General features: G+C 62.7%; 17 protein-coding genes. 12 read left to right on the plus strand and 5 right to left on the minus strand.

Translation table 11 applies throughout. From position 1 onward, the window contains the following. Nucleotides 1-389: 389 nt before the first annotated feature. The gene (locus GG26_RS01845) at nt 390-764 is read left to right on the plus strand and encodes a late competence development ComFB family protein (protein ID WP_041438331.1); all 375 of its coding nucleotides are present in this window, start codon (nt 390-392) and stop codon (nt 762-764) included. Between the two features lie 3 nt (nt 765-767). Beyond that, a complete protein-coding gene (pheA, locus tag GG26_RS01850) occupies nt 768-1,667 on the plus strand; it encodes a prephenate dehydratase (protein WP_011430306.1) in 900 nt (299 codons plus the stop codon). Nucleotides 1,668-1,784: 117 nt separating this feature from the next. Here the strand turns inward: pheA and GG26_RS01855 are convergent, their stop codons facing one another. From GG26_RS01855 to GG26_RS01875, 5 genes are all read right to left on the minus strand, one after another. Further along, entirely contained in the window at nt 1,785-2,738 is a 954-nt protein-coding gene (locus tag GG26_RS01855) for a sulfite exporter TauE/SafE family protein (protein ID WP_011430305.1), read from the minus strand. Nucleotides 2,739-2,790: 52 nt separating this feature from the next. Continuing rightward, nucleotides 2,791-3,840 carry a Gfo/Idh/MocA family protein gene (locus GG26_RS01860; RefSeq protein ID WP_011430304.1) on the minus strand — a complete coding sequence of 350 codons (1,050 nt, stop codon included), beginning with the start codon at nt 3,838-3,840 and terminating at the stop codon, nt 2,791-2,793. A 108-nt stretch (nt 3,841-3,948) separates the two neighbouring features. Next, a complete protein-coding gene (locus GG26_RS01865; RefSeq protein ID WP_099812116.1) occupies nt 3,949-5,601 on the minus strand; it encodes a phospholipid carrier-dependent glycosyltransferase in 1,653 nt (550 codons plus the stop codon). Nucleotides 5,602-5,787: 186 nt separating this feature from the next. Continuing rightward, nucleotides 5,788-6,825, minus strand: a complete 1,038-nt coding sequence (locus tag GG26_RS01870) for a carboxypeptidase-like regulatory domain-containing protein (RefSeq protein WP_011430302.1) — start codon at nt 6,823-6,825, stop codon at nt 5,788-5,790. 58 nt (nt 6,826-6,883) lie between these two features. Beyond that, on the minus strand, nt 6,884-8,842 hold the full coding sequence (locus GG26_RS01875) for a carboxypeptidase regulatory-like domain-containing protein (RefSeq protein WP_414388623.1): 1,959 nt from the start codon (nt 8,840-8,842) through the stop codon (nt 6,884-6,886). 167 nt (nt 8,843-9,009) lie between these two features. Between GG26_RS01875 and rpmJ the strand changes: the two genes are divergently transcribed. From rpmJ to prfA, 10 genes are all read left to right on the plus strand, one after another. Continuing rightward, complete coding sequence (gene rpmJ, locus GG26_RS01880) at nt 9,010-9,126, plus strand: 50S ribosomal protein L36 (protein ID WP_011430300.1); 117 nt, start codon at nt 9,010-9,012, stop codon at nt 9,124-9,126. Between the two features lie 214 nt (nt 9,127-9,340). Continuing rightward, the gene (gene rpsM, locus GG26_RS01885; RefSeq protein WP_011430299.1) at nt 9,341-9,724 is read left to right on the plus strand and encodes a 30S ribosomal protein S13; all 384 of its coding nucleotides are present in this window, start codon (nt 9,341-9,343) and stop codon (nt 9,722-9,724) included. Between the two features lie 88 nt (nt 9,725-9,812). Next, complete coding sequence (gene rpsK / locus GG26_RS01890) at nt 9,813-10,199, plus strand: 30S ribosomal protein S11 (protein ID WP_011430298.1); 387 nt, start codon at nt 9,813-9,815, stop codon at nt 10,197-10,199. A 122-nt stretch (nt 10,200-10,321) separates the two neighbouring features. Next, the gene (locus GG26_RS01895; protein ID WP_011430297.1) at nt 10,322-11,317 is read left to right on the plus strand and encodes a DNA-directed RNA polymerase subunit alpha; all 996 of its coding nucleotides are present in this window, start codon (nt 10,322-10,324) and stop codon (nt 11,315-11,317) included. Nucleotides 11,318-11,389: 72 nt separating this feature from the next. Then, entirely contained in the window at nt 11,390-11,740 is a 351-nt protein-coding gene (rplQ, locus tag GG26_RS01900) for a 50S ribosomal protein L17 (RefSeq protein ID WP_011430296.1), read from the plus strand. Between the two features lie 5 nt (nt 11,741-11,745). Beyond that, nucleotides 11,746-12,609, plus strand: a complete 864-nt coding sequence (truA, locus tag GG26_RS01905) for a tRNA pseudouridine(38-40) synthase TruA (protein ID WP_011430295.1) — start codon at nt 11,746-11,748, stop codon at nt 12,607-12,609. A 49-nt stretch (nt 12,610-12,658) separates the two neighbouring features. Continuing rightward, entirely contained in the window at nt 12,659-13,114 is a 456-nt protein-coding gene (gene rplM / locus GG26_RS01910; RefSeq protein ID WP_011430294.1) for a 50S ribosomal protein L13, read from the plus strand. Beyond that, entirely contained in the window at nt 13,111-13,524 is a 414-nt protein-coding gene (gene rpsI / locus GG26_RS01915) for a 30S ribosomal protein S9 (protein ID WP_011430293.1), read from the plus strand. The genes rplM and rpsI overlap by 4 nt, the downstream gene beginning before the upstream one ends. 77 nt (nt 13,525-13,601) lie before the next feature. Beyond that, nucleotides 13,602-13,823, plus strand: a complete 222-nt coding sequence (gene rpmE / locus GG26_RS01920) for a 50S ribosomal protein L31 (protein ID WP_099812117.1) — start codon at nt 13,602-13,604, stop codon at nt 13,821-13,823. A gap of 70 nt (nt 13,824-13,893) precedes the next feature. Next, nucleotides 13,894-14,979, plus strand: coding sequence for a peptide chain release factor 1 (prfA, locus tag GG26_RS01925; protein ID WP_011430291.1), 1,086 nt, complete (start codon nt 13,894-13,896; stop codon nt 14,977-14,979). Nucleotides 14,980-15,018 lie beyond the last annotated feature (39 nt).

Raw genomic sequence — 15,018 nt, forward strand, 5'->3', positions numbered from 1 at the left:
GCAGCAAATGCAGGCGAGGTTTTAAGCGTGGGTTCGGATCCCTACCTCCCCCCTCAATTCTGGTAGAGGGGCTAGCAAGTGAGAACTGACTCCCGCCAGCAGAGGAGTTGGGGTGAAATTGTAGCTGGCCGCGTCGGCGCCTGGGGGTTTGCGGTCACTTCTCTTCCTGTTGAGCTAGAAACCGCAGGAGCCCCCTATATCCCCCCGCCCCCCTGCCCCCCGTATACAGGGGGTTGGGGGGCGGTCGGAGTCGGGTAGTTTACGTAGGGTAGCTTTTCCTGACTTGTCAAGTAGTGAAGGATATAGCAGCCTCAGAAGTAAGCCGAGAACCGTCCTGTTTTTGGGAAAATGAGGACTGGCGGCGGGATCAGTGACATCGGGAGGCAGCCATGGAGGCACGCAAACCTCTGAAGAGGTTGGAAAATCAGATGGAGCGGGCTGTTCTGGAGATGGTGAACGAGCTGCTGCTCCTGGAAAGCCAGCAGCGCTACTGCTCCTGTGAGAGATTCTGTCACGATGCCGCCGCCTTGGCCCTCAACAACCTCCAGCCCCGCTACACCACCAGTTTTGAAGGCTCCATATACACCCTGGAAGCCATCCAAGCAGATCAAGAGTTGCAGAGCCTGATTCGGCGGGAGGTGGGGAAGGCTATGGAGATAGTGGCGGCAAATCCCCGTTGCCCAGAGCCTGATTGCCCGCTGCAGCGCAACGTCGAGGCAGTAGAGTTAGAGCTGGCTCCTAGCGACACTCGCAAACAAAACTAAAGAATGGCTTTAATCGTCTCCTCTGCGCCGGTAGCCTTCCTCGGCCCTGTTGGAACCTACACGGAGTTGGCCGCTCTGCTCGCCTGTCCCGAGCAGCCCCATCTCCATAGCCAGGGGTCCCATCCTCTGGTGCCCTACCCCACCATTAGCGCCTGCTTGGCAGCCGTGGCTGCGGGCGAGCAAGAATGGGCGGTGGTGCCGGTGGAGAACTCCGTTGAGGGCGGGGTCTCGATGACCTTGGATGCCCTCTGGCAACTGGAGGGGCTGAGCATTCGCCAGGCGCTGATCCTGCCCATCCGCCATGCCCTCATCGGCTGCGCCTCCCGGCTGGAGCAGATCGAGCAGGTCTATTCCCATCCGCAAGCCTTGGCCCAATGTCAGGCTTGGCTGGGATCCCATCTGCCCCGGGCGACCTTGATTCCAACCCGCTCCACCACCGAAGAATTGGAGCGGCTGCGAGCGCAGCCCAACGCTGCCGTCATTGCTTCAGAGCGGGCCGCTGAGCTCTACCAACTGCCGGTTTTGGCCTGTCCCATCAACGACCACCCGGATAACTGCACCCGCTTTTGGGTGGTGGGCCGTCGCCGTTCCTCGCCAGGGGGATCCCATACTTCCTTGGCCTTCAGCCTGCCCCACAATGTGCCAGGGGCGCTGCTAAAGCCGCTGCAAGTCTTTGCAGAGCGGGGCCTCAATATGTCGCGCATTGAGTCGCGCCCCACCAAGAAATCGGCGGGGACCTATGTCTTTTTTGTCGATCTGGAGAATCCGGTCGGCCAACCCTATCTGGATGCAGAGGTAATCGCTGCCCTGGAAGCGATCGCAGAAACCCTGAAGCTTTTCGGCAGCTACCCCGTCCACGACCTCAGCAAGCCGAGCGAGCGTCGTCCTTGCAACTCAGAATAGGACAGGCCGGCCAGGCCCGACTTGCTATCTGCGGGGATCCCGAAGCCTTTCCCTCCCCTCCTAGACCCAGATACGCTAAAAGAATAGGGGAGGGTGAGGCGTCGAAGTTGGGAATTGCTACTGGTTGTCCAGGGCTTGGTAGTCCTGCCAGGCTTGCCAAAAAACGTAGAGGGAAAGCCCGGCGAGAAAGGTTCGAAAAAGCAGGCCGACGATCTCATCCGGCAGCTTGGGCAGGGTGCGGGTGCTGATCTGGACGCCGACCAACCCACCTGCACCCAGGATCAGGCCCGGGATCCAGAGCACATTCTGGCGGATGGTGCCATCTCCAAAGCCGAGCGCGTTCGCCATCCAGTTGCCCAGGCCCGCATGGCTGAGGGTAGCAGCAGTTGCCGTGAGAACAATTGCCCCCAAGCTGGTTTGGATGGCCACCTTGAGGGTTTCTCGCAACAGCAGGATCTGCAGGGGCACCAGGATGACGCCACCGCCGATGCCGAAAAGCCCCGCCAACAAGCCGGCAGCGCCACCGGTGAGGGTGCGGGCCAGCCACCGCGGCATCTGCCCCTCGGCAGCAGGGCGGTCGCGGAGTTCTCCAGCGTCGTCCGTCCCCCCGGCAGCAACCCCTGGCCTCTCCAACGCTTGGGCGTGGGCGACCACGGTTTTGCGCAGCTCCACCAGGTAAATGTTCGCCAGCAACAGCACCCCAAAGGCCGCTAGTAGCAGATAGCCGGGCAGGCGACTGGCGAGGATCGCCCCAACCTGCGCCGTAAACAGAGCCGGGATCCCCAGCAAAATTACCCGTTTGGGATCCAGCATCCCCATGCGCCAGTTTTGGATGCTGCCGGCCAAGGAGGTGAGGAGAATGGAAAAGTTGCTGGTGGCCACCGCCTGCAGCGGCGGGATCCCCAAGCTCACCTGCAAGGGCACCAAGATCGTCCCGCCGCCAATGCCCAAAAAACCGGCCAGGATCCCTGCCGCCAGGCCGCCGATTGCTAAGGCCAACCCCTCTTCTACCACGATTGCCCGACCTTGCCTCTCCACAAAGCCTCTGCCCTCCTCGCCCTCCCCACCCATGACCGGCTGGCAGAAGATACCACCTGCCCCCGCCTGGAGGCCGGCGGCAAAGCTAAGACAAAAAGCTGCGGCAGGGTTTGGCCTCCCTCCAGGCGCATCCATCTAAGGCGATCCGCTCCACCTCGGAAGCCAACTTCAAGGCCTTCAGGGCCTGCTCCCCGCCCACCGACGGCTGGCTGCCCCCCCGCACACAGTTGATAAAGTGCTCCAGCTCGGCGTGGAGCTTGTCAATGGGTTCGATGTGAACCTTCTCGATGAGGCAGTCCCGCTGGTAGGACACCTGGCCGTAGTCGCTGCTGCTGGATCCCTGGCGATAGATGGAGATCTCGTTGTGCAAAAAATCGGCTTCCACCAGGGCATTTTTGCAGTGGACGGCAATTTTGCGCACCTTGCGATGGGTAACCTTGCTGGCCGTGAGGGTGGCGATGGCACCGTTGGCAAAGGTGAGGGTGGCAGTGACGTAGTCCAGGTAGCCCAGCTTGGAGGCGCGGTTGCCGCTGGCGGTAATTTGGGTTACTGGGGAGGGGATCAGCTCCAGCAACAGGTCGATGTCGTGGATCATCAGGTCGAACACCACCGACACGTCGCTGGCCCGGTCAGAGTAAGGGCTGAGGCGGTGGGCCTCGAAGGCCAGCGGCTCTTCGCTTTGCAAAACTTGGCCCAGCTTTTGAAAAACGGGGCTGAAACGCTCGATGTGCCCCACCTGCAAAATGCAATTGCAATCGGCAGCGCGGTTCACCAGGGATTCTGCCTCAGCGATGCTGGCGGCAATGGGCTTTTCGATCAGCACATGGACCCCCGCCTCCAGGCAGGCGATGCCCACCTCGTGGTGCAAAACCGTCGGCACGGCGATGGCTACTGCCGCTACGTGGGGCAGCAGGTCGCGGTAATCCTCGTAGAAGTGAACGCGGTGGCGGCTGGCCACATCCAAACCCCGCTCCACATTGATATCGGCTACCCCTACGACCTGCACATCCTTCATCAAGCTGAAGACGCGGGCGTGGTGCTGGCCCATGTTGCCGACTCCAATGACGCCCACAGGCACCGGCTGCCCGGGGTAACGGCGGGGAGAGTTGGCAGGACGCGGGCAGGATCGAGCCATAGGTTTCCACTACCTCCACCACAAGCGCTTGACAAACCGCACCCCGCCTTTGGGCAACGAAGCGCAGCTACTCCTGAAACAAACTGCACAAAGCTTACCATGCCCTCCTCAAATCCAGTTCAAGCCGGGAATGGGCGGCAGGCGCAGGGGGGCCCGCTCGCAGGCTTGGGGACTGAAGCAGAATAGGGGCACAGGGGTGGGTCGGAACCACATGCGGGCATAAAATCCGCCGGGGCTGAGGGGAAGGCCAAACCAAACAGGGAAAAAGAAGAGAAAAGACGCCAAAACCAAGGCTACTGCCGTGATGCTCGCCCCGCGCCAGAAGCGGCGATAGCTCTGCCAGCCCAGCAGCACCAGCCAGGCCAGGGCCAGGGTGCTAAATGCCAGAGCGCTCATGTAGTGGTAGATGAAAACGCAGCGGCTGACGATAAACCAGGGCAGGTAGTTGGCCGCATAGCCAATTAAGATAAAGGCTTCCACGCCATGGAAGCGGCGGATCCCCCGCCAGACCAGCACCAGGATGGATCCCGTCCCCAGCCACCACAGCCAGGGATTGCCCAGGCCGTGGACCACTCGCCACAGGTCGCCCTGCGCGGCGAAGTAGTAGCCCACCGGGCGGCCCATAATCGGCCAAGACCAGGCTCCTGCCGAGGCCAAGGGGGTGGTCAGCCAAGGGCGCAGCGCCGGGAACCAGGCCACCAGGGATCGCAAACTGGTGGAGCAGTAGGGGTGAACGGGGGTGTTTTCGTCCACCACGAGATCGGCATGCAGGTGCCCGCTGTAAACCGCCTGATTGATGAGCACTAGAGAGCGAAAGTAATTCTGGATCCCAGTCCAGCTCCAACCCAGGGCTAGCCCCTGCTGCGGGTTGAGCTGCAGGTGGGGGATCCACTGGATGGCGTAGAAAGCCAGCGGCGCAAGGACAAAGCAAAAGGCATAGTGCCACCAGCGCAGGTGGCGGATTTGGATCAAAATGCCCAGACGCGGGATCCACTGCGGGCGCAGCCAGACCACCGCCCAAACAAGGATCCCCAACAGGGCAAACATGAAGGCAAACCAGAGGCCGTTCCACTTCACGGAAGCCGCCGCCCCCAGGAGGATCCCCGAGCCGGTCAGGTGAACGGCCCGTTGCCAACCGCGGCGTTCCAGCCCGCTTAGCAGCAGAATGGTGGCCGCCAGGCCAAAAGCCACCAGGTACACGTTAATCAGGCCAAAGCGGGACTCCACCAGAAACACCCCGTCCGTGAGCAGCAGGGCCCCACTCAACAGGGCAAAGCCCACGTGATAGGTGAGGCGGTAGGCCAAGCCGGTCAGCAAGAGCGGGATCAGGGATCCGCACAAGGCGGTGGCCAGGCGAAAGCCCCACTCGTTGCGGCCAAAAAGCTGGATACTGAGGGCGATGAAGTACTTCCCCAGCGGCGGATGCACGTCGTAGAGGGGCTCGCCGTCGAGATAGTTCTGGGCGAACTTGGGAAAGTACACCTCGTCGAACACCGGCGCCGGCAACTCGGCCAGTCGCCACAGGCGCAGCCCCAGGCCCACCAGAAAGATGGCGAGCGCTCCCCCCAGCAGCCAGCGGCGGGATCCCTCCGGCCAAATCCCGACCAAGGCAGAAGCGGACGAGGAAGTGGCGAGCTCTGCTGCAGCGGGAGGATCGCCGGATCCCACTCCACCAACGCCCTCGGAAGACGCTGGCGACAGCTCATCTCCTTCCGGGCCTAGATCTCGATCTTCGGCAAGAGGGTTGGGTTCGGAACTCATGGGCAGCAGCCAACAACAAACGGCGAGGATCCCCAGTGTTACTTTAGCCCCTGCTCCCCTTCTTTGGACTTCCCTAGAAGAGCTGGAGGATCTCGAGAACAGCCATTTGCTCCGACTTTGCGGGGCATAGGGCTGACAGCGGCTGCTTGGAACCCCCACTTCTGGGGCTACGGGAGGGGGCGAGCTCTAGGGAGTGGGTGTAGGGGTGGGGATGACCAGCTCCACCGCTGTATCCAGGCGCGAGGGCGGGGGTGGGGCCTCGCCTGGGGCCAGTTCTAGGTAGGAGGCCAGGGGGTGATTGGCTTGCCAGCGGGATCCGATTTCGGCGGCGATTTGGGTGACCTGGATTTGGTAGAGCTGCGCCAGCTCAGCGGCGTTGAGGTTGCCCCGCTCCACCTGGTCGCGGCTGGCCTCCGCCAATACCTCCGCCACGAGGTTGCCCTGCTCGTCAAACCGCCACAGCTCTAGGCGGCTGCGGGAGCGCAGGCTCACCTCCGTGGGCGAGGCCGGGCGGGTGAGGACATCGACGCGGGCGATGACGATGGCCTCCAGGCCTAGGTAATCGAAAAACTGGCCTACCGCTTCCGGCTTGCGGCGATCCCACTCAAACAGCTCGTAGATCGGCCAGCCCACCTGGCGCAGAATCGGCTGCAGGCGGCGGTTGTCCAGGGGCACCACCTTCTCGCTATTGGGGATCAGGCCCAGGCGCACTGCCTCCATGGCCAGGCGCTGGCCTAAAAGCTGGGTGTGCTCCAGTCCTCCCACTCCCAAAACGCCGAGGCGACGCCGGGGTTGGGGCCGGATGGGCACCTGCAAAACCACATCTACAGGGGTGGTCAGGCCCGCCTGCAGCAGGATCTCCTGTTGCACTATTTCGTAGTCGGGGTGCCATACGGTCAACATCCAACGTCCGGCAGGAGCCTGGTTGAGCTCAAACGCCCCCTGCTCGTCCGTTTGGATCGGCTGATCGAGGTTCTCCAAGCCCTCCAACTGCACCTGCGCCCCGGCCACCGGCTGACCCAGGCTGTTGCTCACCTGGCCCACCAGCCGCGCCTGGGATCCCGCTTGATCTCTGTTATGAGAAGGAAACAGCGGCGTGAAACGGGGAAGGGGGGTGGCCGGCGCCTGGGCCAGCGCTCCTGGAGTCAGTGCCAGCCAGCACCAGAGAGCCAGACTGCCCAAGCGGACCCTGCGCCGCAGCGAAGTGAGGAAGAAGAAAGGCATGGCGACATCCCCTAATCGCAGTGGGTTCTGGAGAGACAAAATCCTGCTGCAGGGATCCTCACCCCGCAAAGGGATTGTTGGCCTGCCATTGTTGGATAAAGACGGGCACCATGTTGCGCACCTGCAGCCGAAACAGGCCCGCCGCCGCATCTTCAAACAGCGGATCCCCGCCCACGTCGTCCCGGCCATAGGCCTCGTAGTAGCGAGCCCGATCCCCCGGTCGATCCCGCTGCAAGTCCACCACCACCACCACCCCGCGGCTGCGCAACTGGTTGGGGGTGAAATTGGGAATTTCCACCGGCACCGTCGGCGCCAGAAAGCGCAAGGCCGTATTCAGCAGCGGGCTGCCCTGGCGGTTGTAATCCCGCGAGATCTGCAGGTGAGTCAAGAGGATGTAGCGCAAGCCCAGGGCATCGCCAACGGCCTTCAGCTTGGCCAAGTCGGCGGTGTAGCGCTCATCCCGATCCAAGAGTGTCAGATCCTGGACGAGGGGCAAAAGCGGCTCAAAGCGGGGATCCGGCCCCAGTGGCCCCTTGAGGAGGATCACGGGTCGCTGCGGCTGTAACTCCTTCAGGGCCAGGCTGAGGTGGCGGGCCAGCTCATCCGAGTAAACCGGCTCATCCGGCAACAGGCCAATGCCCTCCGGCTGGCGGGCCGGCTGCCCCGGCGGCAGGCGAATATCTTGGCTGGATACAAAACCGGCCCGCACCTCCACCTGGGTGCTGGTGGGCGGAAACCCCGGCACCTCCACATCCACCAGGTACAGCCCCGCCGGCAGTTCCGGCAGGACATAGGTGCCGTCGGCGGCGATGCGAACCGTCTGCTGGGGTTGGGTAGAGGTGGCGGCCAGGCGCAAAACCCCCGTCTGGACGGGTTGGCCGGCAATGTCCAGCACCCGCCCCGTCACCACCCCGCGGTTGCCTGAAGAGGGGATCTGGGCCTCGGTCTCGCGCTCGCCAACTTGAGCCTCAATATCCACCAGACGCCGCAAAGCCGGGATCCCTGCCGCCACCACCCACAGATCCCGATCGCCCAGCCTCACCAAACCCGTTGGCTGCCCCTCCAGCCGCAGCGAGGCGGCCAATCGCCCCGCCTCCAGATCCACGATTTGCAGGCGGTCGCTGTTGCGGGAGGTCACGTAGGCCCAGCGGCCATCGGGAGAAAGGGCCAGCCGCGTCGGTCGCCAATCCAAGCCAATCCGCTGCAGAGCCTCGCCGCTGCGATCCAGATCCAGCACCGTCAGATCTTGGCTGCCCGAGTTGAGCACCACCAGGCGCTGCCGTTGCGCATCTAGGACCATGGCTTCCGGCGTGTTGCCGCCGCGCCAGCGGGCCAGCAGCTCTCCATTGTCGGGGTTGACCACCAGCAGGCTGAGGGGATCCTCCCCAGCCAGGCCGACAAACAGGGATCCCCGCTCTGGGGCATAGGCCAAAGCCAAAGGTGGCCCCGGCAGCGGCAAGTTGCGGGCCTGCGGCGGCTCCGATCCATGCCGTTGGCGGTTCGGAGCGGGAATCACCGCCAAGCTTTGGGCGGCGGGCAGGGAGGCGAAAACCCGCCCCCTGGCCGCATCCACAGCCATGTCCAGAACCCCCGCCGGCAGCCCGTAGGCCTGCAGCAGCTCTCCGGTGAGCAGATCGAGGGCCACCACCCCAGGAGCATGGGGGCCGGCGGCATAGACCACCTGCCGTGCCGCATCCACCCGCACCACGCCGGGGGCAAACCCCACCGCCACCTGCCACAAGGGATCCCCGCTCGCCCCATCCAGCAGCGCCACTGCCTGCGCTTCCAACAGTCCCACCGCCAGCCAGCCCCGCTCCGGCACCGCATCGAGGCAATCGGCAGAGCTGGGCAAGGGCAACAGCCAATCCCCCTCTGTCCTCAGTTCATTCCCGTCCGCCGAGAGGTTCCCCCCAGAAGCGGGAGAGCCTGTTTCCGGCGAAGGGATCCCTTGCCCCAACACGGGGGATCCCAAGCCCAGCACGCCGCTCATCAGCACAACCAGCCATTGCCAGCGCATCGCCTTCTTCGCTCCTCAACCGCGCCTGCTCTGCTTCTGCGCCCAACCAGCATAGCCAACCTGCTCGCCCTTCCCTATTGGATTCACGTCAGAAAACCCAAACAATTTTTGACAGTCTGCCGCGGCGACCTTAGAATGGATATTCGCTGGTTTCGTCAGGATAAACCATGAAGGTGCGGCCCTCCGTCCGTCGAATCTGCGAAAAGTGCCGAGTCATCCGCCGCCATGGCCGGGTGATGGTGATTTGCCCTGCCAACCCCAAGCACAAGCAGCGGCAGGGGTAGAGGGGCGGATGGAGGAGTGCGCCCGACGGTGGGGAACAGATCCAAACGGCCCTGCTGCCGCCGCGGAAGATCAAGCAACCCCTCTCTTGGCGAGAGGAGACTCTGGGTTCCTCACCTCAACAGCGACGTCTTCCGGCCAAAGCTCCACGCCGCCAACCTCGGCCTGGCCTATGGAGCAAGTTTATCTAAGTTTGTTTGAAAGGTACCACCGACCATGGCACGGATTGCGGGAGTTGACATCCCACGCGACAAGCGAGTCGAGATCGCCCTCACCTACATCTACGGCATTGGGCTGACCCGCTCCCGCCAAATTTTGGCGAAGACCGGCATCAACCCCGATACCCGCACCCGCGACCTTACCGACGCCGAGGTGGCCGCCTTGAGGGCAGTGGTAGAAGGCGAGTACCAGGTGGAGGGAGATCTGCGCCGGCAGGAGGCGATGAACATTAAGCGGCTGATCGACATCGGCACCTATCGGGGCCGCCGCCATCGTCTGAACCTGCCTGTGCGTGGCCAGCGCACCCGCACCAACGCCCGCACCCGCAAGGGGGTCAGGAAGACGGTGGCCGGCAAGAAGAAAGCTCCCGCCAAGAAGTAGTGGCGCGGCTGGGGCGGCGGGCAGAGTTTCCCACCCTCTCCAAACTGCAAAACGGGATGTAAACAGTTGTTCAAAGGACGCACAGGTCATGGCTCGGCAGCAACGGCGCGGACGCAAGGTCAAGAAGAATGTCCCCAACGGTGTGGCCTACATTCAGTCCACCTTCAACAACACCATCGTCACCATCACGGATCCCAATGGCGACGTGGTGTCTTGGGCCTCCGCAGGTTCTACGGGGTTCAAGGGCGCCAAGAAAGGCACCCCCTTTGCAGCCCAAATGGCGGCAGAGAGCGCAGCGCGTCAGGCCATGGAGAACGGCATGCGCCAGATTGAGGTAATGGTGAGTGGCCCTGGCGCCGGTCGGGAAACCGCCATTCGCGCTCTGCAGGCCACTGGTCTAGAAATCACCCTGATTCGAGATATCACTCCCATTCCCCACAACGGCTGCCGTCCCCCCAAGCGGCGGCGCGTCTAAAGGGATCCCCAGGGCGGGCCAAGCGCTGGCGACAGGCTTGCCCTCCTGCAGGATGTGAGGCATGGCCTCCAGTTTTCTAAGTTCTCCAAACAGATGTTGAGCCAGACGGACGGGGCTACTCTATGATGCAGACCAGCCGAACCCTCCACAATCTGGGCAGCAAAGCCGCTTCTAGTGCTGCTCCCTACCAGACCGAGTGCGTCGAATCCCATCAGGAAGCCAATGGCGTTCACTACGGCAAATTTGCCCTGGGGCCACTGGAGCGGGGTCAAGGGATCACGGTGGGCAACGCCCTGCGGCGGGTGTTGCTCTCCAACCTAGAAGGGACGGCAGTAACCGCTGTACGCATTGCCGGGGTGACCCACGAGTTTTCCACGGTGCCGGGGGTGCGGGAAGACGTGATGGAGATCCTACTCAACATGAAGGAGCTGGTGCTGCGCTCCAACGCTCCCGACACGCAGGTGGGCCGTTTGGTGGCACAAGGGCCGGGAGAGGTGACCGCCGAGAAGCTGCAATTGCCCAGCGAGGTGGAAGTGATCAACCCCCGCCATCACATTGCCACCTTGGCGGAAGGGGCGATCCTGGAAATGGAGTTCATGATTGGCCGCGGACGTGGCTACCGTGCCGTCGATTACTCCGACAGCAAATCGATGGCCATCGACTTTCTCCAGATCGACTCCGTCTTCATGCCGGTGCGCAAAGTCAACTACACCGTTGAGGCGGCGCGGGTGGGACAATCTCTGGAAAAAGATCGCCTAATTTTGGAGATTTGGACTAACGGCAGCCTCACCCCCCAGGAGGCCCTCAGCCAGGCGGCTCGCATTTTGGTGGGCCTGTTCTCGCCGCTGCAGGAGGTCAGCTTCGACACCCCGCCAGAGCCCCGGCAAGCTGAGGATAACCAGAAGAACCAGATCCCCATCGAAGAGCTGCAGCTCTCGGTACGGGCTTACAACTGCCTGAAGCGCGCTCAAATCAATACGGTGGCGGATCTATTGGTTTATACCGAAGAGGATTTGCTGGAGATCAAAAACTTCGGCCAAAAATCCGCGGAAGAGGTGGTGCAAGCTTTGAAGAACCGCCTAGGCCTAACCTTGCCCCGCGAAAGGAGCAAGACGTAGAGCCTTGCCGGCTCGCTGCGGCAAAACCGGTCAACATCTCCACAGGACACAAGATAAAAGGCAGAGGCTACTATGCGTCACCGCCGTCGTACCCCTCACCTCAACAAGCCCGCCGACCAGCGCAAGGCCCTGATGCGGGCGCTGACCACGGCCCTGCTGCGGGAAGGGCGGATCACGACCACCAAAGCCCGCGCCAAAGCCATTCGCGCCACCACTGAGAAAATGATCACCCTGGCCAAGGACGGCTCTCTGGCAGCGCGGCGGCAGGCCCTGGCCTACATCTATGACAAGGAGCTGGTGCGCTCCCTGTTTGAGCAAGCGCCGGAGCGCTACCGCGATCGGCCTGGGGGCTACACCCGCATCCTGCGCACGGTGCGTCGACGGGGCGACGGGGCAGAAATGGCGGTCATCGAGTTGGTGTAGGCCCCATGCAGAGCCGTCGCATTGCCCTGAAAATTCAGTACCTCGGCAGCGGCTTTCGCGGCTGGCAGCGGCAAGCGGGCCACCGCACCGTGCAAGGGGTACTGGAGGAGGCGATTGCGTTGCGGGCCGGGCACCCGGTGGCCCTCTACGGGGCAGGTCGCACCGATACGGGGGTTCATGCCTCGGGCCAGGTGGCCCACTTCGACACCACCTCTGGCATCCCGCCGACGGAGTGGGCGCGGGTGCTCAACGACTGTCTGCCGGAAGATGTGGTGGTATTGGCTTCCGCTCAGGTGCCCGATTTCTGGCATGCCCGCTTTTCGGCTCGCTGGCGCCGCTATCGCTACTTGATCCTGAACCGGGAGCTGCCGGATGTGTTCTGGCGCCTCTTTAGCTGGCAGGTGCGCTGGCCTTTGCAGGTGGAGCCGATGGCGGAGGCCCTCAACTCTCTTCTGGGCGAGCACAGCCTAGAAGCCTTTCGCCGCCGGGGATCCGACCGGCCCCACTCGCGGGTGCAGGTGCAGGAGGTGCTCTGCCAGCGGCTGGGGGATCTCATCAGCATCGAGGTGCAGGCCAGCGGCTTTCTCTACCGCATGATGCGGCTGCTGGTGGGATCCCTGGAGGTGGTGGGCCGTGGCGAGATCAGCCCACAACAATTTGTCCACCTCTGGCAACACAACGACTGGAGCCGGATGCGCACCCGCTACAGCGCCCCTCCGCAAGGGCTGTGCCTGGTGGATGTGGGCTATGCTGGGGATCCCTTTGGCCGCCGCTTCGCTCACTCGCCGCCCTTTTGGGCCTTGCCCCTGCAGGGGTTGCCCAAAACCCCCGATTGGTCGGCGGCTTTGTGTGTTTCTTCCCTGGCCTAGGCGTTTTCTTGTCCATTCCATTCTGCGGTTGATGTCATCCTTGGCTGCCATGAACACAACTCCCGTTCCTCCCCCCGAAACTCTAACCCCTCGCTGGTATCTGGTGGACGCTGCCAACCAGCGCCTCGGCCGCTTGGCCGTGGTTGTGGCCAAGCTCCTGCGGGGCAAGCACAAACCCAACTTCACCCCTCACCTGGATACGGGGGACTACGTGATCGTGATCAACGCCGAGAAAGTGGTGGTCACCGGCAAAAAGCGCACCCAAAAGCTCTACCGCCGCCACTCTGGCCGTCCCGGCGGCATGAAAGTCGAGACTTTTGCCCAACTGCAAGCTCGCCTGCCGGAGCGGGTGATTGAGAAAGCAGTGAAGGGGATGTTGCCCCACACCCGCCTGGGCCGGCGGCAATTCACCAAGCTAAAAGTGTACGCCGGGCCCCACCACCCCCACGAGGCCCAGCAACCTCAGGTTTACCCCATCCACACGATCCCAGGAGCCAAAGTATGACCCAAGCAGCCAGCAGCCAACGAGCCGTCTACTGGGGAACCGGACGCCGCAAAACGGCTGTCGCCCGCGTGCGCCTGGTGCCCGGCACCGGCAAGCTGATCATCAACGACAGGCCCGGCGACCAATACCTGCAATACCAGGAGGCGCTACTGGCCAGTGTGAAAGCGCCGTTGGAGCTCCTCGGCCTAGAGAACTCCTACGACATCTTGGTGCGGGCTCATGGCGGCGGCGTCCACGGTCAGGCCGATGCCATCAAGTTGGGCGTGGCGCGCGCCCTCTGCGAGGTGGATCCGGCTAACCGCGGCCCCCTCAAGACAGAGGGCTACCTAAAACGGGATCCGCGCGCCGTGGAACGGAAGAAATATGGCCTACGCAAGGCCCGCAAGGCTCCCCAGTACTCGAAGCGCTAGGGATCCCTGCCATTGCTTTTTCAAGTTAGATGTTGATAGACAAGGGTATAGGAACAGGCCCGGAGGAGGAGATTGCCATGCCCAAAAAAGGAATACACCCCCAGTGGTATCCCGAAGCCAAAGTCATCTGCAACGGCGAAGTGGTGATGACAGTGGGATCCACCAAGCCGGAGCTGAAGGTCGATGTTTGGTCGGGCAACCATCCCTTTTTCACCGGCAGCCAGAAGATCATTGACAGCGAAGGCCGCGTGGACAAGTTCATGCGCAAGTACGGCATGGGCGGCAAGAAAGCTAAGTAGCCGAGCTTCAATCTGAGTTTCTTTTCTGCCTTGCTGGGCATTGCTGTGAGTCTTCGCTGACACTAGATCTATGGCCTCTGCTCAACTCATCGAGCAGCTTAAAAACGTTGAAGCCACCTTTCAGGAGCTGACGGTACGTCTGGCCGATCCCGATGTGGCGACCGATCCAGCTGAGCTGCAGCGGATTGCCAAGGCCCGCTCCTCCCTAGAAGCCACCGTCCAGACCTTTCACGAGTGGCAAAAGCTCACTCGCGAGCTGAAGCAGACGGAAGAGCTGCTGCGGGAGGTGGCTTCCGACGACCCAGAGCTGGAGGCGATGGCCAGGGCAGAACTGGAGCAACTGCGCGTCCGCCAAGAACAACTGGAGGAAAAGCTGACCCTGCTGCTGCTGCCCCGGGATCCCAACGACGAGAAAAACATTATGTTGGAAATCCGCGCCGGCACCGGCGGCGAGGAGGCGGCCCTGTGGGCGGCGGATTTGGCCCGCATGTACACCCGCTACGCCGAGAAGATGGGCTGGTCGGTGCGCCTGGCCAGCCTCTCGGAAGGAGAGATGGGAGGCTACAAAGAGGCCATCCTGGAAATTCGCGGGGATCAGGTCTACAGCAAGCTGAAGTTCGAGGCCGGCGTGCATCGGGTGCAGCGGGTGCCCGTGACAGAGGCCCAGGGGCGCGTCCACACCTCGACGGCCACGGTGGCGGTGATGCCGGAAGTGGACGAGGTGGAGGTGGTGATCGACCCGAAGGACATCGAGATCAAGACGGCGCGCTCCGGCGGGGCGGGCGGCCAAAACGTGAACAAGGTGGAAACGGCGGTGGACCTCCTCCACAAGCCCACCGGCATCCGCGTGTTTTGTACCGAGGAGCGCTCCCAGCTGCAGAACCGGCAGCGGGCGATGCAGATTTTGCGGGCCAAGCTCTACGAGATGAAGCTGCAGGAGCAACAGGCCTCCATCAGCTCCGCCCGTCGCATGCAGGTGGGAACGGGATCGCGCTCGGAAAAAATTCGCACCTACAACTACAAAGACAACCGGGTTACCGATCACCGCCTCAACCAGAACTTCCTGCTCGAGCCAATTTTGGAAGGGGAGCTGGACGAGTTGATCCAGGCTTGTATTGGCCTATACCAAAAAGAGCTGTTGGCGGAGCTATCCTGAGGGGGCAGAGCTGGCTGCTGCCGAGCTGGCGGTAGAATG

It is taken from the genome of Synechococcus sp. 'PEA 65AY6A-5F PE A', assembly GCF_047462575.1.
Lineage (GTDB): Bacteria > Cyanobacteriota > Cyanobacteriia > Thermostichales > Thermostichaceae > Thermostichus.